Origin of the sequence: Streptomyces sp. NPDC048255 (genome assembly GCF_040652415.1) — a bacterium.
GTDB lineage: Bacteria > Actinomycetota > Actinomycetes > Streptomycetales > Streptomycetaceae > Streptomyces.
In genome coordinates this window covers 1-24,015 of record NZ_JBEZMA010000010.1, presented here as the reverse complement: position 1 = coordinate 24,015, position 24,015 = coordinate 1, and the positions used below count along the sequence as shown (strand labels likewise).

Here is a 24,015-nt window from a genome sequence, read left to right as displayed (position 1 = left end):
GCGTGTTTGGCCGGGATATCGACCCCGCGGGAAGGGGGGCTGATCGTTCGCACGCTCCGGTTTCACCGTCCGGTCCATTGACCCGGGGTGCCCGTGCGATCAGGATCTTCATGTCCCGCCGCACGCCGGCGCGTTGCGGAGCGCGCGCCCGCACCCCTGAGAAACCCGTCCCCCGTCCGCCGCCCGTGCCCCCGCCCAGGCCCCGTGCCCCGTGAAAGGCCGGCCACCGCGTATGAGCATCACCGGACTTCCCGCCGCCGACCACGCGCTCAGCCCCCGCACCGGCTACGCGCGCGAGCACTGGGAGGCGGCCGCGGACGGGCTGCTGAGCGCCGCCTGGCGCTGGGCCACGCCGCACGGCGCCCGCCTCGACCTGCCCGGCCGGCCCTCCGCCTCCGGGGTCCGCTCCGACGGGCTCGAAGGGTACGCGCGCACCTTCCTCGCCGCCGCCTTCCGCGTCGAGGGCGCCGAGGGCAGGGACCCGTACGGCTGGCTCGGCCGGTACGCGGACGGGCTCGCCGCGGGCACCCGCACCCCCGGGCGCGACGACGCGGAGTCCTGGCCGCTCATCCTGGACCTGCACGTCCAGGGCCAGCCCATGGTCGAGTCGGCCTCCGTGGCCCTCGGCCTCCGGCTGACCCGGCCCTGGCTGTGGGACCGCCTGGACGGCGGGGTCCAGGACCGCACGGAGCACTGGCTGCGCGGCGCCCTGCGCCACCGGCCCGCCCCCAACAACTGGTACCTCTTCCCCTACACGGTGGCCGGATTCCTAGAGTCGGTGGGCCGCGGCGACCAGGAGACCGCCCGGGCGCGCCGCCGCGCCCTGGACCTCCTGGAGGGCTGGTACCGGGGCCAGGGCTGGTACGCCGACGGCGACGGCCGCGCCTTCGACCACTACAACGGCTGGGCGCTGCACCTGTACCCGGTGCTCGACGCCCACCTCGCGGCGGGCGAGGAGGCCGCCGCTGCCGCCGGTGCCCCCGGACCTGCTGACGCCACCGAAGCCACCGCTGCCACCGACGCTCCCGGGGCCACCGACGCTCCCGGAGCCGCCTACGCCCCCGGAGCCGCCTACGCCCCCGGAATCGCCGAGGCCGCCCCGGCCGCCCCGCACGGCGCCCGGCTGCGCGAACACCTCGACGGCCTCGGGCTCCTCTTCGGCGCCGACGGCGCGCCGCTCCACTTCGGCCGCTCCCTGACCTACCGCTTCGCCGCCGCCTCGGCCGTCGCCCTCGGAGCGGTCACCGGCCACACCCCGCTCACACCGGGCACCTCCGGGCGGCTGCTGAGCGGATCGCTGCGCTACTTCCTCGACCGGGGCGCCGTCGGCGCGGCCGGCCTGCTCAACCCCGGCTGGCACGGCCCGCACGCAGCGACGCTCCAGCCCTACTCCGGCCCGGCCTCGCCCTACTGGGCCGCCAAGGCCTTCGTCTGCCTGCTCGCCCCGGCCGCCCACCCGCTGTGGACCGCGCCCGAGGAACCCGCCCCGAGCGAGGGCCCGGACCGCGTCCTCGCCCTGTCCGCGCCGGGCTTCCTGGTGCAGAGCACCCGCGCCGACGGGATCGTACGGCTCCACAACCACGGCAGCGACCACGTACAGCCGGACGCGGCCGAGTCCGCGGCGGAGGACGACCCGCACTACGGCCGCCAGGCCTACTCCACCCGCACCGGCCCCACGGCACGCGGCAACACCGCCGACAACCACCTGGGCCTGGTCGTGTCAGGGGTACGCAGCACCCGGCGCCGCATCCACCCGCTCGGGGCCGGACACGGCGACGGATGGGGCTGGGCCGCCTCCTGGCACCGACCGGTCTTCGGCGGCGCCGGTTCCCCCACCCTGCCGGGGCTGCGCGTGGAGAGCGTCACCGTGGTCCGGGGCCGGTACGAACTGCGCGCGCACCGGGTCCAGGGGGCCCCGTACGGAGCGCGCGTGGAGCAGACCGGCTGGGCCACCGGACCCGGTGAACCCCTGCTGTCCGCACTCCACCCGCTGCACGGCTGGGGAGACGCCGACGAGCCCCGGGCGCCCGCGGGCACCGCCTTCACCCCGTGGGCCCGCGTGCCCCGGCTCACGGCCGAGGCGCAGGGGACCGCCCTCTACGCGGCGCTGGCCACGCTCACGGGGGAGCCGGAGCCCGCGCCCCTGGCCGCGGCGGTCACCGAGGTCGGCGCGAGCGCCGCCTCGCTCGACGTGCGCTGGGCGGACGACGGCTCGCTGACCCGGATCTCCTTCGGCCCGCCGCTCCACGTGGAGCACCTGCCGCCGGGGTGCGGCCCAGCCGGAGCTCAGGCGAGGCAGTAGGGGCGGCTGCGGGCGGCGACCGAGGGCTACCAGCCGAAGCGGCGGTCGACCTCCCTCGAGAACTCCTCGAAGGTCAGTACGTCGTCGCCGTCCAGGTTCGCGGCGTCGAAGAGCGCCGAGGAGGCGTCTGCGTCGCTCACGCCCCAGAACGGAAGATCGCCCCGAGCCGCGAGGGTGGGGCCCTTCGTCCGCAGGGCGGAGATCACTTCGGCCCTGGTCAGGGTGCCGTCCGCGTTCAGGTCGAGCGCGTCGAACAGCTTGCGGGCCTTCTCACTCATCACACGGTCCCCTTCCGAAGGGGCCTGGCCGGTCCATGCACCCTGTGGGCAGAGAACGACGCGGGTGCCGCCCTGGTTCCCGCACGACCGGGGGCAGGGGAGGAATAGGCGGGACCCCCGGCCGCGCTGGTACCGCCATGACTTCTGGACACGACATCACGATCAGTCAGGGCACCGAGCACATCCGCGTCGTACGGGACGGGCGGCTGCTCGCCGAGAGCCGGCGGCCCCTGGTGCTGCGCGAGACCGGCTGCCCTGTCCGCTACTACATCCCGGCCGCCGACGTGCGCACCGAGTTGCTGACCCCTTCGGACACCCGGACCCCCTGCCCCTTCAAGGGAGAAGCCGTGTACTGGTCGGTGCCGGGTGGGGACGACGTGGTCTGGGGCTATCCCGAGCCGAAGGCGGTCGCGGCCGGGATAGCGGACCACTTCTGCTTCTACGACACCGAAGTCGTCTGACGGATCCCCCTGACGCCCGGCGCCGCTCGCGCCGGGCGTCAGGCGGGGCGCCGCCGGGCGGGCGGTCACTTGAGGGCGGAGAACGCCTTGGTGAAGGCCAGCGGCTCCTGCAGGATCGAACTGCACGTGGCATCGGCGTAGTTGACCGCCCCGGCCGGGCACTGCTTGTCGCGCGTCGCCGACCACATCGCGAGCCGGCCGATCCCCTTCGCCGCCGCGAAGTCCACGAGCTGCGTGGCGTCCGCGACGGTGAAGACCTCGCTGACGACGTCGTTGACGCCGATCATCGGGGTGACGGCCACGGCCTTCCAGGCCGCCGCGTCGGACAGCCCGAGGACGCCCTTGAGCTGTGCCTGCGTGGCCGTCGCGGCCTGGATCGCGTACTGGCCCATGTCCCCGCTGTAGGCCGGGCCGTAGTCCATCGCCATGATGTTGACGGCGTCGATCCGTACGCCGTTCGTCCGGGCGTCGGCCAGCAGCGCCACCCCCGGCTGGGTCAGGCCCTCGGGCATGACGGGCAGCGTGAAGGCCACGTCCAGGCCCGGGTGGGACTTCTGCAGCCGGGCGATGGCCTGGGCGCGCCGGGCGTTGGCCGTGGTGTCGGGGAGGGCCGCGCCCTCGATGTCGAAGTCGACCTTGGTGAGCTTGTACTGGTCGATGACCTTCCCGTACGCGGCGGCCAGCTCGTCGACGGTGGCGCAGTTCAGCGCCAGCTCGTGCCCCGCGGCCCCGCCGAACGAGACCCGGACGTCCCCGCCCGCGGCCCGCAGCGCTCCGATCTGGGCGGCGACCTTGTCGCTCGCCAGATCGGTGACACCGCCCCACAGCGGCGCACACCCGCCGCCGGAGGTGATGAAGGCGAGGTGGAACTCCTTCACTCCGGTCTTGGCCGCGGTGTCGAGGAGGTCGTACGAGGGGTACAGCGAGGTGTCCACGTACGGGGCGAAGCGTGCGCCGGCCGCGGGAGCGCCGCCGCCGGGGGGAGTGGTGGTGGCGGTCGGTGTGGGGGCCGGTGACGCGGTCGCGGTCGGCCGGGACGTGGGGGAGGTGCTCGCGGTCGGCGTCGGTGTCGGCGCGGGGGTGGGGCGGCTGGTGGGGCGTCCGCTCGGCTGGGCCGTGGCGCCCTGGTCCACGGAGCACTTCAGCCCGTTGATGCGGCAGCCGGTCGGGTCTCCCGGAGCGCCGGAGCCGCTCGTCACGAAGCCGACGGTGACGGAAGCCCCCGCCGCGAGCTCCCGGTTCCAGCTCGCGGGCTTCACGGTGACGTGCTGTCCGTCGACCGTGTGGGTGCCGTTCCAGAGGGAGTCGATCTTCGTGCCCGCGGGCAGGTCGAACTGGAGGGTCCAGTCGGACCGGTTCTGCCCGGTGGGGTTGCTGATCACGTACTGGCCGGTGTAACCGCCGCTCCAGGAACTGGACTTGGTGTACACGGCTCCGACCGAGGCGGCCTGGGCGGTGCCGTTGAACGCGAAGGCCGCGCCGCCGATCACCGCCGCCGCCCCGATCGCGCCCGTGACCTTGGCCGTACGGCTCGCCCTGCGCCGGTGACCGCCTGTGCTGCTCATCGCGTGCCTGCCTCTGTGTTACTGGGGAGTTGGGGTCGGCAGCACGCTAGCCGCCCCGAAACGGACATTCGTCCGTTTCGGGGCGGGGTGGTTGACTCTTAGGTTCCGCTTAAGGAAGGGGTAAGCGGGACCTCAGGAAGGGAGCTCGCTAGGCCGTTTGGCCCGCCGGGTGGAAGTTGATGCGTTCGCTGATGACGGGGAAGCCGGCCCTGGCAAAGTTCGCGGCCATGGGGAAGTTGCCCTGGTCCGTCGCTCCGCTGACGAACTCCGCGCCCTGCTCGACGAGGAAGTGGGTGCACTCCGCGAGGAGGTCGTAGGCGTAGCCGCGGCCGCGCTGTTCCGGGACGACTCCGATGAAGCCGATGGTCGGGCCGGAGGGGTTGTGGGCCGGGATGTGGATGCCGGCCAGGTCGCCCTCCGGCGTGTGCGCGACCTGCCACCACTCCCGTGGGGAGGGGCACCAGTGGAAGAAGTCGAGTTCCTCCTGGGCGGCCTGGTCGAGGCCGCCCTCCTCGACGGCCCTGAGCACGTGGGCGTCCAGGGTGACGGAGTGGATGCGGCGCAACGCGTCGAAGAACACGGTGTCGTCGGGTTCGGCGCCGAAGCGCAGGCGTCCGGGCCGCTCGGGCAGACCTCGCTCCGGGGTCCAGCGGTACAGGAAGCGTTCCACCAGGGGTTCGTACCCTGCGGCTCGTGCGGCGGCGAAGCGCGCCTCGGCGCCGGCCCGCAGGTCGCTCTTCTCCCGCCAGCCGCCGGGCAGGTTGATCTCGAGTTCCACCTGCCAGGGAGCGGAGCGCAGGAGTTCGGCCCCCGCCTCCTCCTCGCCCTCGGCCACGTCGAACCAGTTGATGTTGACGGGCTCCGAGTCGTCGGGGCCGCCCCACCACGCGCCGCGTGCGACGACCTCGCCGTCGCGCAGGGCAACGCGCTTCCAGTCGGGGCGGAACTGGGTACGCCGATGGCCTTCACGGGCGCCCAGGGGGTCGGGGAGTGCGTCGAAGAGATGGGCGTCGCTCGCGGAGAGCGCGCGGATGACCGGATCGGTCATGGATTCCTCCGGGATACAGGCTGCTTGGAGCGCTCCCGGTCAGAACTCACGAACCACGCCGGGACAGCGGAAGAGGGAGCGCTGGAAAGGTGTGAACCGCACGGCACTCGCCTCCTTCCGTCCATCTCAGGGCGTGAAGCCACACGGTACGAGATCTTCCGCGGGTCCGTCCACGGATTTCCGCCCCCTGATGGAGGGGTTCGCGGGACGGTGCAACGGGTCTCGCCCGCTCGCCCTGGCCGCACCGTGGTCCGTCGCCCGTCAACCCGAGCTCACCGGCGGGAGTTGAGCCGGGCGGCCTGGCGCGTCAGGTGGTCGCGCTCGGCCAGGTTGGGGGCCTTCCGGGCCGCCTCGGCGTACAGCCGTGCCGCCGTGGCCAGTTCGCCGTCGCGCTCGTGGAGGTACGCCGCCACCGCGGTGTGGCGGGGCAGGGAGTCGTCCAGCGCGGCAAGCGCCGCCAGGCCGGCGCGCGGTCCGTCGGCCTCGCCGACGGCCACCGCGCGGTTGAGCCGGACCACCGGGCTGTCGGTCAGGCGCGCGAGCTCGTCGTACCACTCGACGATCTGTACCCAGTCCGTCTCCTCCGCGGTGGGCGCGTCGGCGTGGAGCGCAGCGATGGCGGCCTGCGCCTGGAACTCGCCCAGCCGGTCGCGGGCGAGGGCCGCCTGCAGGATCTTGACGCCCTCGGCGATCGACTCGGTGTCCCACCGGCCGCGGTCCTGCTCGGCGAGCGGCACCAGGCTGCCGTCGGGCGTGGTCCGGGCCGCACGCCGGGCGTGGTGGAGCAGCATGAGGGCGAGCAGCCCCGCCACCTCGGGGTGGTCGATCGCGGCCGCGAGCTGCCGGGTGAGCCGGATGGCCTCGGCGGCGAGGTCGACGTCGCCGGAGTACCCCTCGTTGAAGACCAGGTAGAGGACGCGCAGCACGGTGGCGACGTCACCGGGCTGGTCGAACCGCACGCCGGACACGGTGCGCTTGGCCCGGCTGATGCGCTGCGCCATGGTCGCCTCCGGCACCAGGTAGGCCTGGGCGATCTGGCGGGTGGTCAGCCCGCCGACGGCGCGCAGCGTGAGCGCGACCGCGGACGACGGCGTCAGCGACGGGTGGGCGCACAGGAAGTAGAGCTGGAGCGTGTCGTCCGACGCGGGCGCAGGCCCGGACGCCGGCTCCTGGTCTACGAGGTCCTCGCGCCGGCGCCGGGCGGCGTCCGCCCGGGTCGCGTCGAGGAACCGGCGCCAGGCCACGGTGACCAGCCAGCCCTTGGGGTCCCGCGGGGGGTCGGCCGGCCAGACGCGGACCGCCTCGACCAGCGCGTCCTGCACGGCGTCCTCGGCCGCCGCGAAGTCCGCTCCGCGGCGGACGAGGATCCCGAGGACGCCCGGCGTGAGGCTCCGGAGCAGGGCCTGGTCCACCTCGGTCACCTCGTCCACCTCGGTCACCCCGTCCACCTCGGTCATCCCGTCCACTTCGTCCACCTGAGAGGTCACTCCGTGATGGTGGGCGGCGCGGTCAGGAACGGGCGCACCTCCAGCCACTCGTGGATCGGCTTCCCGCCCGCCCCAGGGGCGGCCGACAGCTCCCCGGCCAGCTCGACGGCGCGCTCGTAGGTGTCGACGTCGATGATCATCCAGCCTGCGATGAGGTCCTTGGTCTCCGCGAACGGTCCGTCGGTGACCGGCGGGCGCCCCTCGCCGTCGTAGCGGACCCACGCTCCCTCGGGGGCGAGCGCCTGACCGTCGACGAACTCGCCCGTCTTCTCCAGCCGGGCCGCGAAGTCGTTCATGTACTGCACGTGCGCCGAGATCTCCTCCTGGCTCCACTGGTCCATGGGCACGTCGTTGGCCGGAGCCGGGGCGCCTCGGTAGTGCTTGAGCAGCAGGTACTTGGCCATCGCGGTTCTCCTCGGTGTGCTGTGCGACCCATTGTGGCCGCGTTCACTTCGGGGACGGAGCCGGTCACCGGTTCTCGACATCCCCGCGCGAAGTTTTTCTGGCTCTCGTAGAGGGGCCTGGTGAGCCGTCCCGCGGTGTCGGGGTCCAGGGCGGCGCGCGGCCACCCGGAGGCGGCGGCGGTGCCGGCGGAACAGGCGCGGACGCAGACGCGCCCGGGCCGCGCCCGGGTGGCTACGCGGGCGCGGCCCGGGGCGGATGCCGGGGCGTCGGGCGGTCAGTGCTTGCCGTTGGACCTCTTCATCTTGTCGCCGGCCTTCGCCACCGTCTCCTCGGCCTTGCCGCTCATCCGCTCAGCGGTGCCCTCCGCCTGCATGCGGTGGTCGTCCATGGCGTCGCCCGCGGACTCCTTGAGCTTGCCCTTCATCTGCTTGGCCTTGCCCTTTGCCTTGCCCATGACGAGGTCGTCCTTCCTGAGGGGAATGTGCAAGCCCACCATGCGTCCGGAGCCACCGATGCGCAATCCGTGACAAAACGGCCAGCGCTGACCCTCCGGGGGCGCCCCGCGGCTACGGCAGCCGTTCGATCGCCACCATCGCGGCGTCGTCTCCCAGGGTGTAGTCCGCGGCATGGGCGAGCAGGTCGGCGCACAGCCCCTCCAGCAGGGCGCGCGGGTCCGCGCCAGAACGGGCGGCCGCGCGTTCCTCCAGGAGGAAGAAGGCCCCCGAGCTGTCACGGGCCTCCAGTACGCCGTCCGTGTAGAGCAGCAGGACGTCACCCACCGCGAAGTCGAACGACTGCGCGGCGAAGGCGGATTCCACGAGTCCGGCGAGGCCCAGCGGCGGCGCGGGCCGGTCCACCACGAGGGGGACGGCCCGGCCGCCGCGCAGCACCAGCGGCGGCGGGTGGCCGCAGCTGACGAGGTGCAGCACCGGCTCCCGGTCGGGGATGTCCAGGACGGCCGCGGTGATGAAGCCCTCGCCCCGGTCCTCGGGGTCGTCGAGGTCCGGGGAGACCGCCCCCTCCAGGTACGTCACCAGCCCCGGCAGATCGGCTTCCTGGTGCGCGGAGGCCCGGAAGGCCCCGAGGGCGAGCGCCGCGTCCCCGACGGCCTCCAGGCCCTTGCCGCGGACATCGCCGATGATCAGCCGGGTGCCCGTGGCCGTACGGGCGGCAGCGTACAGATCGCCGCCGATCTGGGCCTCGGCCGCGGCGGCCAGGTACACGGACGCGACGCGCAGCGGACCCATCCGCTCGCGCAGCGGCCGCAGGACCACCTGCTGAGCGGTCTCGGCCACCGAGCGCAGCTGGATCAGCTCCTTCTCGTGCACCTCGCGCAGGTGGGCGAAGAGGGTCACGAACACCGAGATCATGATGAGGGCGGTGACCTGGAAGGAGTGGTTCAGATCGGTCAGGCTGGTCCGCACGACGGCGACCACGACCTGGGCCAGTACGGCGACCAGCCCCACGAACCCCGTCATCCGCGGCCCCGCGAACGAGGCCGTGACGGCGGGCGCGGCGACCAGGAACGGCCCCAGGTGGACCTCGGGCGGGGCGAGGATGTCGACGACGGTCACCAGAGCGATCAGTGCGAACGGGACCGCGAGCTGCACATGGCCCGTCTGCCGTGGTCGATGACGAGGCGTACGGGTCGTACGCGGCAGCCGGAGGTCCATCCCCCCTGCATACACCGCGCGACGGCCGGAAGCCCCCAAGCCAGGCCGTCGGAAAGGGGTGGTCGGGCCCTTCCCCCGCGGCCCGGCGGCCTGGTGGCCCCGTGGCCTGGTGGCCCCGCGGCCCGGTGGCCTGGTGGCCCGGTGGCCTGGTGGCCCGCGGTCGCCCGGTCCCGACCCCGTCCGGTCCGCTGGCGGGCCGCAGGCCGGTGGTGTCCGCTTGAGGGGTGAGCCTGCTACCAGGCCGCGACTGGTGGGGCGGACTGCCGCCGGCCGCGGGCGCCGCCGTCATGGCCACCGGAATCCTCTCGGTCGGACTGGACCTGACCGGATACGACCTGCTGTCCCTGGCCGCACTGGCCGCCGCCGCGGCGCTGTGGTGCGTACTCGCCGCGGACTTCACGATCCGGCTGCTCCGCGACCGCGGGCGGTTCCGGGCCGAGGCCGACACCCCGGCCGCGCTGACCGCCGTCGCCGCCACCGCCGTCCTCGGCGCCCGGCTGGTCCCGCTCGGCTGGACCACCCTCGCCGCCGCGCTGCTCGCGCTGGCCGCCGCCCTGTGGCCGGGCCTGCTCATCGCCGTCGTGCGCCACTGGCGGCGCCGCATGCCCGGTGCGGCCTTCCTCGTCTGCGTGGCCACCCAGGGGCTCGCCGTCCTCGCGGCCGTCCTCTCCACCACCGGCCGCCACGACTGGCTGGCCTGGGCGGCCCTGGCCGCCTTCTGCCTCGGGCTGCTGCTCTACGCGCAGGCGCTCGTACGCTTCGACTTCCGCGAGGTGTCGGGGGGCGCGGGCGACCACTGGGTGGCGGGCGGTGCCCTCTCCATCTCCGCCCTGGCCGGCTCCAAACTGACCGCGTCACCCGTATGGACCGGCTGGGCGCACAGCGCGCTGAGCACCGTCACCCTGGTGACGCTCGGCCTGTCCCTCGTCTGGTACGCGGTCCTGCTCGCCGCCGAACTGCGCCACCCCCGGGCGCGCTACGACATCCGGCGCTGGGCCACCGTCTTCCCGCTGGGCATGACCGCCACCGCCTGCCTCTCCGCGGCCGGACCCACCGGGGTGGGCCTGCTGCGCCCGCTGGGCGAGGTCCTGCTCTGGATCGCCGTGGGCGCGTGGCTGCTGACCTTCGCCGCGCTGGTCAGCTCGCGCCTGGCCGCCCACCGGGGCTGATCCCCGTACGCGCCCGGAAGCCCAGGACCGCCACCCACACGAGCAGGACGACCGCCGCAAGCAGCGTCCACCGCGGCCCGTGACCCAGCGTCAGCAGGCCCCCGGCCAGTGCCCCGCACAGCAGGGCGCCGACCGAGACCAGGCGCCGTACGGACGCGGCTCCCCACGGGTCCACGGCCAGGCCGGTGAGGGTCCGGGTGACGACCGTGGTGGTCAGATCGGGGACGGCGAGCCGGTGCACCACGGCGTTCTGCAGCCCCATCCCGAGGGCCAGCAGGGCGACGACGGCCGACTGGACCGCGCCGCCGGCGGTCGTCGTCACCGCTGTCGTCGCCGTCGTCGTCGCGAGGGCCGCGGCCACGAGGACGGCCTGCACCCCGACCAGCGGCCCGAACATCAGCCGCGCCGGACGCGCGCGCCGCAGCCGGCCGGCTGCCGTCGCCCCGGCCAGGAACGCGCCCAGCGCCAGCACGGAGGCCGAGGCGGACAGTTCCCGGTCCCCGGCGAGGGCGAAGCCGAGGAAGGCCACGTTGCCGGTCATGTTGGCGACGAAGACGTGATCGAGCCCGAGGAAGCTCACGGCGTCCACCAGCCCGCTCACGAAGGTGAGCACGACCAGCAGCGGAGGCAGCACCCCGTGCGGACCCTCCGCCCCGCCCGGGCCCTCCGCCCCGCCCGCTCCGTGCGGCCCCGGCGGGAAGAGCAGCGCGGCCAGCGGCCGCAGGATGCCGCGCCGGGCCGTCGACGTCATCGGATCCCTCCCTGGCCGTCTCCGGTGGCAGCCGGGGACCGATCTCAGTAGGGTCCCGGCATGGCGTACACGTTCCAGGTGACCATCGACTCGGCCGACCCGCACCCGCTCGCCGACTGGTGGGCCGACGCCCTCGGCTGGGAAGTCGAGCCGAGCGACGAAGCGTTCATCCGCGGCCTGATCGCCGCGGGCCACGCGAGCGAGGACGACACCACGACCCACCGCGGGACCCTCGTCTGGAAGGCGGGCACCGCCATCCGCCACCCGGAGGGCACGGACCGCGCGCCGCGCGTCCTCTTCCAGTACGTCCCCGAGCCCAAGACGGTCAAGAACCGCGTGCACCTCGACGTCCAGATCGGCTCCGACGACCCGAAGACCGTCGTCGACCGCCTGCTGGCCAAGGGCGCGACCTTCCTCCACGACGGCCGCCAGGGCCCCTTCACCTGGACCACCCTCGCCGACCCGCAGGGCAACGAACTCTGCATCTGCTACGACAGCCAGGACGGTCCCGGCAGCCCGGAGAGCCCAGGCACCCCTTAGGCCGGACAGGAACTAGCCCCTAGGCTGCGTCAGGTGAACGTCATCCTCTTCGGCGCGACCGGCATGATCGGCCGGGGCGTCCTGCGCGCCTGCCTGCGCGACGACGCCGTCGACAGCGTCCTGGCCGTCGGCCGCAGCCCGCTCGGCGTCAGCCACCCCAAGCTGCGCGAGCGGGTCCAGGAGGACCCGTCCGACCTGTCCGCGCCGGACCTCGACCTCGCCGCCTACGACGCCTGCTTCTTCTGCCTCGGCGTCTCCTCCCTCGGGATGAAGGAGGAGGCCTACCGGCGCGTCACCCACGACCTGACGCTCGCCGTGGCCCGCCCCCTGGCCGCCGCCAACCCCGGTCTGACCTTCGTGTACGTCTCCGGCGAAGGCACGGACAGCACCGAGCGGGGCCGCTCCATGTGGGCCCGGGTCAAGGGAAGGACCGAGAACGACCTGCTGGAACTGCCCTTCCACGCCTACATGTTCCGCCCCGGCATCGTCCAGCCCGCGCCCGGCGTACCCTCCAAGACCCGGCTCTACCGCGTCCTCTACGCGGTCACCGCACCGCTGATCCCGCTGCTGCGGAGGGTCGCGCCGAACCTCGTCGTCACCACCGAGGACCTCGGCCGCGCCATGATCGCCGTCGCCACGCCCGGCACCGAGGTTCCCGGCCGCATCCTGCGACCCCGGGACATCAACCGACTGGGCGCTGCGGCGACCAGGCATAATTGACTACCGGGCACCCCCTCCCGCACATGAGAATGGACCATCTCAAACCGGGAGGAACCCATGAGCCAGGAGCACCTGACTCTGCATGACCTGGTGCCGGCCCAGGCACTGGCCGAGTCGATCGCCGCCGGGTACGTGACCCGCAAGTCGCACCCCGAACTGCCGCTGTCGATCTACACGTACACGCGGACGGCCCAGTACCAAGGCGTCTGGGACCAGGTCACCACGCGCTGCCGCGGACTCGTCGCCGACGACACCACCGGCGCGGTCGTGGCCCTGCCCCTCCCGAAGTTCTTCAACGTCGGCGAGCACCAGGCCGGCATGCCGTACGCACCCGCACTCCCCGACGAGCCGTTCGAGGTGTACGACAAGGTCGACGGCAGCCTCGCGGTGGTGTTCCACTACGCGGGCCACTGGCGGGTCGCCTCCAAGGGTTCCTTCATCAGCACCCAGGCGACCTGGGCCCAGCGACGCCTCGACGGCAAGGACACCTCCGCGCTGCGCCCCGGCGTCACCTACCTCGCCGAGATCCTGTACCCGCAGAACCGCATCGTCGTGAACTACGGCGAGCGCCGTGACCTCGTCCTGCTCGCCGCCTTCGGCCGCGACGGCACCGAGGTCCCGCTCGCCGAGGCCGCGACCCACTGGGAGGGCATCGGTTCCGTCGTCACCGTGTGGCCCGCCATGCCGCTCGACGAGCTGATCGCGCTGACCGAGTCCAGCACCATGCCCGGCGGCGCCGCGGCCACCGGCACGGACGCCGAGGGCTTCGTCCTGCGCTTCGCCTCCGGCGTGCGCGCCAAGGCCAAGCTGTCCGAGTACGTACGGCTGCACCGGGTGCTCACCGGCGTCAACGAGCGGGACATCTGGCGCAGTTACGGCGTCCAGCGGTTCGCCGGCCTGCCCGCCAAGCGGCTCGCGCAGGGCCTGAACTGCACCGTTGCCGAGGTCGAGGCCTCGGGCGGCAAGCCGCTGGACGCGCTGCTGGAGCAGGTACCCGACGAGTTCGACGCCTGGGTCCGCGAGGTGATCGCCCGGCTGGAGGAGCAGGCCGCGGCACACGAGCGCGCCATCGACGCGGCCTACGCGAGCCTCGTGCACCTGGCGGCGGACCGGGGGGCCTTCGCCCGCGCCGTCAAGGAACTGCCGGACCGGGAGGTCCGCCCGGCGATGTTCCAGCGGCTCGACGGCCGTTCGACGGAGCTCACCACCTGGCGCCAGGTACGGCCGGAGGTGGCCGACGCGTACATCACCGACGGGGAGGGCGCCGAAGGGCCCGCGGGGACGAGCCGGCCGGCTCCCGCGCCCGCTCCGGCGCCGCGCGCCGCCGTACCGGCCGCGGCCCGTCCGGCGGCCTCCGCCGTACGCCGTCCCGCCGTAGGGGACGACGCGGCGCGGGAAGCGGAAGCAGGGGAGACCCCGCTGCCCGTCGTGCACGTCATGACGGGGCTGCCGGCCTCCGGCAAGACGACCGCCGCGCGCGCCCTCCAGGCGCAGTCCGGCGGCCGGATGCGCCGGGTCAACCTGGACGACCTGCGGGCCATGCTCGACCTGCCGGACCCCGAGCGGAGCCGGTCCTTCGCCCACGAGAAGACCGTGCTGGAGGTCCAGGACGCGGCGGTCCGTGCGGCCGTCGACGGCGGATTCGACGTGGTCGTCGACAACACCCACCTGACCAAGCACATTCCCAAGCGGCTCAAGGCGGCGGTCGGCGGACTCGCCACCTTCGTCGTGCACGACTTCACCGACGTGCCGCTGGAGGAGTGCCTGCGCCGTGATGCCGCCCGGGAGCGCCAGGTCGGCGAGGAGATCATCCGGATACTGGCCGACAAGCACCAGAAGGCTCGCCAGGGCGGCTGGCGGCTGACGACGGAGTGGATGAACGGCGGGTCCGGCGCAATGGCCGTGCCGCCCGTGCAGCAGTACGTCCCGGACCCGGCGCTGCCCTCGGCCGTGATGTGCGACATCGACGGCACCCTCGCCCTGATCGGCAACCGCGGGCCGTACGACTTCTCGCGCTGCGAGCTCGACCTGCTCAACGAGTCGGTGCGGCACGCGCTGGACGCCTTCCGGCGCGCCGACGGCGATGTCATCGTGCTGCTGTCGGGGCGCAGCGAGGAGCACCGTCCGCAGACCGAGTCCTGGCTGCGGCGGCACGAAGTGCCCTACGACGAGCTGTGGATGCGCGCGGCCGGAGACACGCGCCGCGACGACCTGGTCAAGGCGGAGCTGTTCGACGCGCACGTACGCCACCGGTACGCGGTGCGGCTCTCGCTCGACGACCGCGACCGGGTCGTGGCCGTCTGGCGCCGGATGGGCCTGCCGACCTGGCAGGTCAACTACGGTGACTTCTGACGGGCGGGAGGGTGGCGTGCTGATCGTGGACGCCGCCAACGTCGTCGGATCGGTCCCGGACGGCTGGTGGCGGGACCGCCGGGGCGCGGCCGAGCGGCTGCGCGATCTGCTGGCGGCGCGCAACGAGGGCGAGGAGATCATCCTCGTCGTCGAGGGCGCCGCCCGGGGCGTGGAGTCCGTGCCCGGGGTACGGGTGGACTCGGCGCCCGGCAGCGGGGACGACCGGATCGTGGAGCTGGCCGCCGCCCATGCGGACCGCGGCTGCGTGGTGGTCACGGCGGACCGCGAACTGCGCGAGCGGGTCCGGGCGTACGGCGTGCGGTGCGTGGGTCCGCGTACCGTACGCCCGGCGGACTGACCGGGCCGGCCCCGCACACGGGCCCGTCCGGCGCCCCGACGGGCGCCGGACGGCGGGTGGGACGGCGGCCGGGGGTCAGCGGCAGTACTGCACCGAGGACTGGTTCTGGACGTAGCGGGCGGCCACCCAGCGCTCCTCGGCGTACTTACGGCTCTGCGGGGTCTGCTGGCCAGGGCGGTTCGGGCGGTTCTGCCAGTCGCCGCTGCCCCCGGTGCCGTTCTCGCCGGTCCCGTTCTCCTCGCTGCCGTTCTCCTCGCTGCCGTCCTCCTCGCTGCCGTCTTCCTCGCTACCGTTCTCCTCGTTACCGTTCTCCCACTCGTTCCACTTCTCCTGCAGGCGGTACCAGATGCGGTTGCCGTCGACCGACTCGCCGCGCTTCTTGCACTCGATCTCGACGGTGCGGTTCGGGTACACCTCGCCGAGGCTCTCCGAGCGGGTGGTCGGCTTGCTGCGGATCTTCAGCGGGCCGCGCGAGACGACCTTGCCGATGACGGACCTGTACTCGGACCCGCCGGCGACGGTCTCGTGCGAAGGCGTGGTGGCCTTCGGTCCGTCGTCCGCGACGGCGACGCCCGCCCCGACCAGACCGAGCACCAGGCTTCCGGCGGCGAGAGCGAGGATGGTCCTGGTGGGCTTCAGCATGAGCCGGCTCCTCTTCGAAGTCATCCGCCCGGCCGCGGCACGCGGCACGGGGCGGCAACCGGGGGGTTGCCACGGACGACTATGGCCATCGAGGGGCGTACAGCCGGGATGACTCACCGCCATTTAGCCCGATATGCCCCATCCGGGGCATTGTCCGGCGCGCGTCCCGACCCCGTCCCGACCCCGTCCCGACCCCGGTCCGCCTCCGGCCTTTCGCCCGTTCCGCCTCCGGCACGCAGGCGAGCAAGCGGCCGTGCCCGCCCCCGAACGGGCACGGCCGCCTGGCGGGGCCCAGGGGGTGGGGCCACTGCCGGCCGGTGAACCGGCGAGACGAAATCTACGGACGGACACCCCTGGCGCGCGCCCATCCACGGATTGAAACCCGCCTACCCCTCTGGTGAGCGACCCTGTACAACCAGAGTGGTACACAAAGGGGGTTGACGTGCAGTTGTCCGCACACCCGGTGGCGGTGCGGATCCGTGCCGTGCTTCCGGCCGTCGGCGAGATCGTGTGGGCCGCGGGCTCCATGTGGATGTCCTCCACGCTGCTCCACAACTGGCCGGATCCGGAAGGCTACTGGCGGGACACCGACGCGCTCGCCTACGCCCTGCTCGCCGCGGTCTACCTGCCGCTCGTGCTGCGCCGCCGTCACCCCCTGGCGGTCATGGTGAGCACCGGGATCTGGGTCGCCACCTACTTCACCCTCGGCTACTACCACGTGGTCGCCGCCTGCGGGATGTTCACCACCCTCTACACGGTGGCCTCCCTGTGCCCCCGCCGGGTGTCGCTCAGGTGCGCCGCCGCGACGCTCGCGGTGCTCCTGTGGGGCACCCGCCTCGCCGAGCCGGGCGTCGGGGCGATGAGCGCGGCCTTCGTGACCGTCGCCACCGTCGTGTGCTGGGTCGCCGGTGACGGTTCCCGCCGCCTGCGCGAGCTCACCCGCCAACTCCGCCTGGAGCAGGAGGAGAAGGCCCGCCGGGCGGTCAGGGATGAGCGCATCCAGATCGCCCGGGAACTCCACGACGTGATCGCGCACCACGTCTCGGTGATCTCCGTCCAGACCGGACTCGCCGGATACGTCTTCGCCTCGGACCCGCCGACCGCCCGCCGGGCCCTGGACACGATCGGCGCCAGCGCGCGCGAGGCCCTGGCGGAGATGCGCCGGATGCTGGTGGTCCTGCGCGAGGAGGACCCCGCCCGCGCGGCGGCGCAGGCGGACCCCGGCGACCCCGGGACCTCCACCGCCTCAGGGGCTTCCGGGCTAGGCCGGCTGGACGAGCTGGTCCGGCGGGTCGGCGAGGCGGGGGTGCCGGTGGACGTGCGCATCACGGGGACGGCGTACGACCTGCCGCCCGGGATCGACCTGTGCGCCTACCGCGTGGTCCAGGAGGCGCTGACGAACGTGATCAAGCACGCTCCGGACGCCCGGACCACCGTCCGCGTCCACTACGCCGCGGACGAGGTCCAGGTCCGCGTCAAGGACGACGGGAGCGGCCGCCCACGGCCCCGCCCGGCCGCCGCCACCCGGAAAACTGCCGGTCAGGGGTTGATCGGGATGCGCGAGCGGGCGACGATCTACCACGGCACGGTGACCGCGGAACCCGCCCCCGAGGGCGGTTTCGAGGTCAGCCTGCGGGTGCCGGTGCCACGCGCGGGCCGTGGCACGTGAACGAAGAACGAAGAACGAAGACGGACAACGGGGGAGGAGGGACGCGGATGCTGAGGGTGCTCGTCGTCGACGACCAGTTCCTCATCCGGTCCGGGCTGACCGCCCTGCTGTCCGCCGCCCCCGGCTTCGAGACCGTCGGCGAGGCAGAGGACGGCGAGGAGGCGGTCCGGCTCGCGGCCGACACCCGCCCCGACGTGATCCTCATGGACATCCGGATGCCCGGCACGGACGGCATCGCCGCCACCGAGCAGATCCTCGCCGCGCACGGGACGGCACCCGACCGGCCCAAGGTGCTCGTCCTGACCACCTTCGACTCCGACGAGTACGTCTTCCGGGCCATCCAGGCCGGGGCGGCCGGCTTCCTCCTCAAGGACACCCCGCCGGACCGGCTGCTCGCCGCCATCGCCACCGTGCACGCCGGCGAGATGCTCTTCAGCCCCCAGGCGCTGCGCGGGCTGATCGACGCGTACGCCGCCCCCGTCGCCCGCGCCCCGCACCCGGGCCTGGCCGCACTGACCCCGCGCGAACGCGAGGTGCTCGGCCTGGTGGGTGCCGGGCTCTCCAACACCGACATCGCCCGGCGGCTCTTCCTCAGCGCCGCCACCGTCAAGACCCATGTGCACCGGTGCATGAGCAAGCTGCAGGTGTCCAGCCGGGCGCAGGCCGTGGTCGTGGCCCACGAGTTCGGCCTCGCCGCCCGGATGCCCTGACCCCCGCGCCCTCCGGATGCGGGCGGCGGCGGGCGGCGCCAGAGTGGGTGCCATGGGTATCGAAGACTATGGCGGCGGCGCGGGGGCCCACGAGACCGGTGTGCTCGTCGTGACGACCAACGACGTCCCCGGCTACCGGGTCGAGCAGGTCATCGGGGAGGTCTTCGGGCTGACCGTACGCTCCCGCCACCTCGGCAGCCAGATCGGCGCGGGGCTGAAGTCGATGATCGGCGGCGAGCTGAAGGGCCTCACCAAGACCCTGGTGGAGACCCGCAACCAGGCCATGGACCGGCTCATCGAACAGGCGAAGGCACGCGGTGCGAACGCCGTCCTGATGATGCGCTTCGACGTCACCGACGCCGCCGACGTCGGCACCGAGGTGTGCGCGTACGGCACGGCCGTCGTCCTCGTTCCCGCCTCCGCGTAGCCCCGTACGCCCCTCCCGTGCACGGAAGTCCAGGACAGCGCTCCGCTTTGTCCATGGGCCTGCCCGGCACCCGGTCCGCAAGCTGTCTCGTCAGTGAGCGGACCGCCCGGGCCTTCGAACCGAGCGGTCTTCCGCCAAGGAAGCGCCGACTCCCGGAGGCCCGATGCGAACCCCCCACTGGCCGGCCGCGGCCGCGGTGGCCGGCCTGGTCGCCACCCTGGTCGTGGCCGCGCCGGCCGCGCCCGCCGTGGCAGCCGCACCCGTCACGATCACCTCGCCCGAACTGGCCGTGAGCGTGGACAGCGGCTTCCCCCGCGTCATCTCCTACACGCGGCGGGCAACCGGGGACGTGCTGCACGGCAACGAGCAGCCCATCGGCGCGCTCCTCGTCAACGGGACCACCTACACCCCCACCGTGACCTCCACCCCTTCCGCCTCCGGCGTGGACTACGCGCTCGCCTTCTCCGGAGTGACCATCAGGTCCCGGCTCTCGGTGACCGGTTCGGTCGTGGAGTTCAAGGTCACCGCCATCGAGGACACCGCCGCCCTGCGCGTACGCAGCCTCGCGATCCCCGAACACCACCTCGTCAGCGTCCGCAGCGACCAGCCCGGCGCCGCGCTGTCCACGGCGACCATGCACACCGCCACCACCGGCACCGGGGACACCTTCACCCCCGTCACCGCGAACACCCCCGTCGACCCCGCCGCCACCACCGTGATGTACGGGCTGGCCAACACCGGCAAGCTGGCCGCCGCCATCGACTCGAACTCCCTCTACGACACCCCCTCGGGCGGCACCGCCCGCGAGAACGGCCGGATCAGCAAACGGATCACCGACCAGGGCGGCTACCGCCGGGCCGGCCTGTGGAGCGGCGCCTGGCTCCACCGGGCCGCGGGCGCCGCGGACGGCGACACCGAACCGCTCCCGTACGCCCGCGTCGCGATCACGGCCGACCGCAACGCCGACTCCGTCGTCGACTGGCAGGACGCCGCCATCGCCTACCGCGACATCTGGACCCCGCCCACCGGCTGGCAGGACACCGCGGACCGCGTCGTGCAGCGGATCCCCTTCAACTTCGCCTCCCAGGCCACGCACCCCTTCGCCCAGACCCTCGACGAGACCAAGCGCGTCGGCCTCGCCACCGACGGCCTGGGCCAGTTCGTCCTCCTCAAGGGCTACGCCTCCGAGGGCCACGACTCGGCGCACATGGACTACAAGAACGTCGGCTCCAAACTCGGCGGCGCCGTGGACCTCAACACCCTCACCACCGCGGGCCACGCCTACAACGCCGACTTCGGGGTGCACGTCAACGCCACCGAGGAGTACCCGGTCTCGGCCACCTTCGACCCGGCCCACCAGAGCGGCGGACTCGGCTGGGACTGGCTGGACCAGTCGTACTACGTGGACACGAGGAAGGACGGCCAGTCCGGGCAGCGCCTCAAGCGCCTCCAGGACCTCAAGACCGCAGCACCCGGGCTCGACTTCCTGTACGTGGACGTCTGGTACGGCGACGGATACGTCTCGCGCAAGCTCCAGCGCGAGATCTCCGGCCTCGGCCTCCAGCTGACCACGGAATTTCCCAACACCCTGACCGAGCAGTCCCTCTGGCACCACTGGGCCACCGACGTCAACTACGGCGGCAGCGACCTCAAGGGCATCAACTCCACCATCGCCCGGTTCGTCGCCAACCACACCAAGGACGACTGGATCGCCCGCCACCCGCTGCTCGGCGGCGCCGAAATCACCGCCTACGAGGGCTGGCAGGGCAAGAAGGACTTCACCGCCTTCCTGAACACCACCTTCGGCGTCAACCTGCCGACCAAGTACCTCCAGGAATCCCCGGTCGTGAAGTGGACCGCCGACACGGTCACCCTCGCCGACGGCACCACCGTCACCACCACGGGCAACAAGCGCCGGATCACCACCGGCGGCCGCACCGTCCTGTCCGGCGACACCTACCTGCTGCCCCGCGACGGCAAGCTCTACCACTGGAACGACAAGGGCGGCTCCACCACGTGGACCCTGCCCGCCGGCTGGAACGCCCCCAAGCTCTACGCCCTCACCGACACCGGCCGCCGGCTGGTCGGCGACCTCACCGTCGGCTCCGGCAACCAGGTCACCCTCAACGCCACCGCCCGCACCGCCTACGTGGTCACCAACGGCGCCGCACCCGCCCAGGCCGACCCCGGCTGGGGCGAGGGCACCCCCGTCAAGGACCCCTCCTTCTACGCGGGCGACCTCGCGGCCTGGAACGTCAGCGGGACCGGCGCGGCCGTCACCCGCAACTCCCAGGGCCAGAGCGAGCTCACCTTCGCCCCCGGCACCACCCCGGCCGTGTCCCAGCAGCTCACCGGCCTCACCCCCGGCACCTACGCCGCCTCCGTCTGGGTCTCCGCCCCCACGGGCCGCGCCACCACCCTGACCGTCACCCCGGCCGGCGGCTCCGCGGCCTCCGTGTACGCCGACTCCTCGACCCTGACCAACAGCCTCGGCGGCAGCGAGAAGAACGGCACCCGGATGCAGCGCATGAAGGTGCTCTTCGACGTCCCGGCCGGCCGGTCCACCGCCACCCTCAGACTGTCCGCGGCCGCCGGATCCGGCACCGTGTACCTCGACGACGTCCGCGTGGTCCGCTCCGCCCGCGCCCCGCTCGGCGGCCACTGGTTCGCCGAGGACTTCGAGAACGTCGACGCCGGCTGGGGCCCCTTCGCCTTCGGCGGCGCGGGCGGCTCCGCCACCGACCCGCGCACCCACATCGCCCAGCGCAACGCCCCGTACACCCAGGCCGGCTGGAACGGGAAACTGGTCGACGACGTGATCTCCGGCCAGAACTCCCTCAAGTCGCACGAGGAGCGCACCGGTCTCGTCTACCGGACCCTCCCGCAGACCCTGCGCCTGACCCAGGGCCGCTCGTACAAGGTGACCTTCGGCTACGAGAGCGGATTCAGCGGCGACTACCAGTTCGTCACCGGATCCGGCTCCACCGAGACCACCACCGCCCTGAACCAGGCCCGTACGCCCACCACCTTCACCAAGACCTTCACCGCCGGGGCCGACGCCTGGATCGGCGTACGCAAGGTCACCCCCGAGAACTCCCACAACGAGGCCGACCTCATCCTCGACGACCTGACCGTGGACGATCTGGGACCGGCCGACGGCGGTGAACTCCTCGTACCGCAGGGCCAGATGAGCGTGCACGCGGTCGACAGCCAGGAGACCGCCGCGGAGAACGGCAGCGCCGCCAACGTCCTGGACGGCGACAGCTCCACCCTCTGGCACACCCAGTGGTACACCGCCACCGCGCCGATGCCCCACGAGATCACCCTCGACCTCGGCGCCTCCTACAACGTCTCGGCCCTCCACTACCTGCCCCGGCAGAACCAGAGCAACGGCCGCATCGCCGACCACCAGGTGTTCACCTCCACCGACGGCCTCACCTGGGGCCCGGCCGCCGCCTCCGGGACCTTCCCCGACAGCACCGCCCAGCAGGACGTCTCCTTCGCCCCGCGCACCGCGCGCTACATCAGGCTCAAGGCCACCCGCGAGGTGGGCGGCAACGCGTGGACCTCGGTCGCGGAACTCAACGTCGGCCACCGCCCGTGAGCTTGTACGGTGGCTCCACCGAGACGAAGGGCGGCCCGATGAGCCGACGCAAGTCAGCGGCAGAGGTGTTCGACGCGCTGGGGGAGCGCTACGAGGACGCGTTCGGGCGGGTGCCCGGACAGCTCGACGCCCTCGACTGGCTCACCGCCCGGCTGCCCGGCGGCGCCCGCGTACTGGACGTGGGCAGCGGAACCGGGCGGCCCACCGCCGAGGCACTGGTCCGGGCCGGCTGCGCCGTGACCGGCATCGACGTCTCGGCGGCCATGGTCGCCCTGGCCCGCACCCGCGTTCCCCAGGCCCGTTTCGAACAGGCCGACGTGCGCACGTACACGCCCGAGCCGGGCGGATTCGACGCGGTGTGCGCCTTCTTCCCGCTGCTGGTGATGGACCAGCCGGAGGTCGCGGCGGCCCTGGACCGCATGGCGTCGTGGGTCGCGCCGGGCGGCTACTTCGTGATGGCCACGGTGCCGGGGGACATCCGGGGCCTGGAAATCGAGTGGATGGGCCACGAGGTCACCGTCAGCAGCCTCTCCACGGAGGACCACCTCGCCAGGCTCGCCGACCGGGGCCTGGAGATGCTGCACCACCACACCGCGCCCTTCCAGCCCGCCGACGCCCTGGCGGGCCCGGAGGAGCACCTCTTCTGCTACGCGCGGCGCGGACTGCGACAGGTCAGCGGACCGGACCCCGTACCGACTGCTGGGCGCGGAAGCTGACCGGCGCCATGCCCACGCGGCGGCTGAACAGGCGGCTGAAGTAGGCCGGATCCTCGTAGCCGACCCGGCGGGCCACCCCGGCGACCGGCAGGTCGGTGCGGGCCAGCAGTTCCTTCGCCCGGCTCAGCCGGATGCCCAGGAGGTACTCCTTCACCCCCTCCCCGGTGCTGCGCCGCACCGCGCGGCGCAGCTGCGGCAGCGGCATCCCCAGCCGGGCGGCGTGCTCGGCCACCGATATCGGCAGCAGGGCGTCCCGCACCAGGGTGTCCATCACGGTGTCGCCCTGCCGGGAGACCTCGGCGCGGGCGTAACGCAGGGCCACGAGCAGCGCGTGCACGGCCGCCGCGGCCTCGACCTCCAGCAGCGGGCCGCCGCGTCGGGCGGCCCGCACGATCCCGTCGACCACGTGCTGCACCCCGGCCGTCCCGCTCAGGGGCACCACCGGGCGGTCCGGGGTGACGTAGCCGAGGTCGGTGTACGCGGTCACGCTCGGGCCGGCGAAGTCCACGAAGCACTCGTCCCAGCCGGTGCGCGGATCGGGCCCGTAGTGGTGCTCCACACCGGGCACCAGCCACAGCAGCGCGGGCGCCGTCACCGGCTGCGCGGGCCGTCCGCCGTGGCTGAACCAGCCCCGGCCGCGGGTCACGACCACGGCGACGTGGTGGTCGAGGGCGCGGGGCCCGACGACCGGGAGCGCACCCTGCTGCACTCCCACCCCGAGGCAGACCAGGCCGAGTCTGCGGTGGTTGGCGGTGGGGGAGAAGTACCGCATCCAGCTGCTGTACGGAGGCGTCGCCATCTGCGGATTGTGATCCACAGGGCCGGGCGCCCTCAAGGGGACGCGTTCGCCAGGCCGGTTACGGGGCTCCGCCCCGGACCCCGCGCCTCAATCGCCGGCGGGGCTGGGTTTGGCGTCGGGTGTGGGCCGGGGCCGCGGCTTCCCCTGCGGGGGGCTCGGCGGGTGCGGCCTCGGCTGCGCCGTGCTTACCGGGTGTGGGCCGGGGCCGCCGCTTCCCCTGCGGGGGCTTGGCGGGTGCGGCGCCGTTGCTGGGGCTCTGCCCCAGGCCCCGCGCCTCAATCGCCGGCGGGGCTGGGTTGGGCGTTGGGTGTGGGCCGGGGACGCTCCGGAGCGTCTCCT

22 protein-coding genes are annotated in these 24,015 nt (G+C 73.3%); 12 read left to right on the top strand and 10 right to left on the bottom strand.

Translation table 11 applies throughout. The annotated features are described in order from the left end of the window. Positions 1-232 precede the first annotated feature (232 nt). Positions 233-2,302 (top strand): DUF2264 domain-containing protein, encoded by a 2,070-nt coding sequence (locus AB0D94_RS11305; RefSeq protein ID WP_362049196.1) that lies wholly within the window; start codon positions 233-235, stop codon positions 2,300-2,302. A 26-nt stretch (positions 2,303-2,328) separates the two neighbouring features. Here AB0D94_RS11305 and AB0D94_RS11300 read toward each other — a convergent pair whose 3' ends face one another. Continuing rightward, positions 2,329-2,580: an EF-hand domain-containing protein gene (locus AB0D94_RS11300; protein WP_362049193.1), complete on the bottom strand. Its 252-nt coding sequence runs from the start codon at positions 2,578-2,580 to the stop codon at positions 2,329-2,331. Positions 2,581-2,717: 137 nt separating this feature from the next. Between AB0D94_RS11300 and AB0D94_RS11295 the strand changes: the two genes are divergently transcribed. Next, positions 2,718-3,041 carry a DUF427 domain-containing protein gene (locus tag AB0D94_RS11295; RefSeq protein ID WP_362049190.1) on the top strand — a complete coding sequence of 108 codons (324 nt, stop codon included), beginning with the start codon at positions 2,718-2,720 and terminating at the stop codon, positions 3,039-3,041. 65 nt (positions 3,042-3,106) lie between these two features. Here AB0D94_RS11295 and AB0D94_RS11290 read toward each other — a convergent pair whose 3' ends face one another. The 6 genes from AB0D94_RS11290 to AB0D94_RS11265 all read right to left on the bottom strand — a co-directional run bounded on the left by AB0D94_RS11290 (position 3,107) and on the right by AB0D94_RS11265 (position 9,156). After that, on the bottom strand, positions 3,107-4,606 hold the full coding sequence (locus tag AB0D94_RS11290; RefSeq protein ID WP_362049187.1) for a cellulose binding domain-containing protein: 1,500 nt from the start codon (positions 4,604-4,606) through the stop codon (positions 3,107-3,109). A gap of 148 nt (positions 4,607-4,754) precedes the next feature. Beyond that, entirely contained in the window at positions 4,755-5,654 is a 900-nt protein-coding gene (locus AB0D94_RS11285) for a GNAT family N-acetyltransferase (protein WP_362049184.1), read from the bottom strand. Positions 5,655-5,926: 272 nt separating this feature from the next. Then, entirely contained in the window at positions 5,927-7,066 is a 1,140-nt protein-coding gene (locus tag AB0D94_RS11280) for a DUF6596 domain-containing protein (protein WP_362049501.1), read from the bottom strand. A gap of 71 nt (positions 7,067-7,137) precedes the next feature. Beyond that, complete coding sequence (locus AB0D94_RS11275; protein WP_362049181.1) at positions 7,138-7,545, bottom strand: YciI family protein; 408 nt, start codon at positions 7,543-7,545, stop codon at positions 7,138-7,140. A gap of 275 nt (positions 7,546-7,820) precedes the next feature. Next, on the bottom strand, positions 7,821-8,000 hold the full coding sequence (locus AB0D94_RS11270; RefSeq protein WP_362049178.1) for a CsbD family protein: 180 nt from the start codon (positions 7,998-8,000) through the stop codon (positions 7,821-7,823). Positions 8,001-8,112: 112 nt separating this feature from the next. Continuing rightward, positions 8,113-9,156, bottom strand: a complete 1,044-nt coding sequence (locus AB0D94_RS11265; RefSeq protein ID WP_362049175.1) for a PP2C family protein-serine/threonine phosphatase — start codon at positions 9,154-9,156, stop codon at positions 8,113-8,115. A gap of 287 nt (positions 9,157-9,443) precedes the next feature. Between AB0D94_RS11265 and AB0D94_RS11260 the strand changes: the two genes are divergently transcribed. After that, positions 9,444-10,388, top strand: coding sequence for a tellurite resistance/C4-dicarboxylate transporter family protein (locus AB0D94_RS11260; RefSeq protein WP_362049172.1), 945 nt, complete (start codon positions 9,444-9,446; stop codon positions 10,386-10,388). Here the strand turns inward: AB0D94_RS11260 and AB0D94_RS11255 are convergent. Continuing rightward, complete coding sequence (locus AB0D94_RS11255) at positions 10,357-11,139, bottom strand: YoaK family protein (protein WP_362049169.1); 783 nt, start codon at positions 11,137-11,139, stop codon at positions 10,357-10,359. The two genes, AB0D94_RS11260 and AB0D94_RS11255, sit on opposite strands and share 32 nt — an antisense overlap. A 60-nt stretch (positions 11,140-11,199) precedes the next feature. On the opposite strand from AB0D94_RS11255, the gene AB0D94_RS11250 reads away from it, so the two are divergent. Genes AB0D94_RS11250 through AB0D94_RS11235 form a run of 4 tightly spaced genes read left to right on the top strand, consistent with a single transcriptional unit; the run spans position 11,200 to position 15,109 of the window. Continuing rightward, positions 11,200-11,679 carry a VOC family protein gene (locus AB0D94_RS11250; RefSeq protein ID WP_362049166.1) on the top strand — a complete coding sequence of 160 codons (480 nt, stop codon included), beginning with the start codon at positions 11,200-11,202 and terminating at the stop codon, positions 11,677-11,679. Positions 11,680-11,712: 33 nt separating this feature from the next. After that, a complete protein-coding gene (locus AB0D94_RS11245) occupies positions 11,713-12,399 on the top strand; it encodes an epimerase (RefSeq protein WP_362049163.1) in 687 nt (228 codons plus the stop codon). Positions 12,400-12,456: 57 nt separating this feature from the next. Next, positions 12,457-14,751: an RNA ligase gene (locus AB0D94_RS11240; protein ID WP_362049160.1), complete on the top strand. Its 2,295-nt coding sequence runs from the start codon at positions 12,457-12,459 to the stop codon at positions 14,749-14,751. Positions 14,752-14,767: 16 nt separating this feature from the next. Next, a complete protein-coding gene (locus AB0D94_RS11235) occupies positions 14,768-15,109 on the top strand; it encodes an NTP pyrophosphohydrolase (RefSeq protein WP_362049157.1) in 342 nt (113 codons plus the stop codon). Between the two features lie 75 nt (positions 15,110-15,184). On the opposite strand, the gene AB0D94_RS11230 is transcribed toward AB0D94_RS11235, so the two are convergent. Further along, positions 15,185-15,751: a hypothetical protein gene (locus tag AB0D94_RS11230; protein WP_362049154.1), complete on the bottom strand. Its 567-nt coding sequence runs from the start codon at positions 15,749-15,751 to the stop codon at positions 15,185-15,187. Between the two features lie 442 nt (positions 15,752-16,193). Between AB0D94_RS11230 and AB0D94_RS11225 the strand changes: the two genes are divergently transcribed. The 5 genes from AB0D94_RS11225 (at position 16,194) to AB0D94_RS11205 (ending at position 22,877) form a co-directional block, all read left to right on the top strand. Continuing rightward, on the top strand, positions 16,194-17,420 hold the full coding sequence (locus AB0D94_RS11225) for a histidine kinase (protein WP_362049151.1): 1,227 nt from the start codon (positions 16,194-16,196) through the stop codon (positions 17,418-17,420). 47 nt (positions 17,421-17,467) lie between these two features. Continuing rightward, positions 17,468-18,130: a response regulator transcription factor gene (locus AB0D94_RS11220; RefSeq protein ID WP_362049148.1), complete on the top strand. Its 663-nt coding sequence runs from the start codon at positions 17,468-17,470 to the stop codon at positions 18,128-18,130. 52 nt (positions 18,131-18,182) lie between these two features. Further along, positions 18,183-18,557 carry a YbjQ family protein gene (locus tag AB0D94_RS11215; protein WP_266939111.1) on the top strand — a complete coding sequence of 125 codons (375 nt, stop codon included), beginning with the start codon at positions 18,183-18,185 and terminating at the stop codon, positions 18,555-18,557. Between the two features lie 163 nt (positions 18,558-18,720). Then, entirely contained in the window at positions 18,721-22,161 is a 3,441-nt protein-coding gene (locus AB0D94_RS11210) for an endo-alpha-N-acetylgalactosaminidase family protein (protein ID WP_362049143.1), read from the top strand. A gap of 38 nt (positions 22,162-22,199) precedes the next feature. Continuing rightward, positions 22,200-22,877, top strand: coding sequence for a class I SAM-dependent methyltransferase (locus tag AB0D94_RS11205; RefSeq protein ID WP_362049140.1), 678 nt, complete (start codon positions 22,200-22,202; stop codon positions 22,875-22,877). Here the strand turns inward: AB0D94_RS11205 and AB0D94_RS11200 are convergent. Then, a complete protein-coding gene (locus AB0D94_RS11200) occupies positions 22,834-23,676 on the bottom strand; it encodes an AraC family transcriptional regulator (protein ID WP_362049137.1) in 843 nt (280 codons plus the stop codon). The genes AB0D94_RS11205 and AB0D94_RS11200 overlap by 44 nt on opposite strands. Positions 23,677-24,015: the final 339 nt, after the last annotated feature.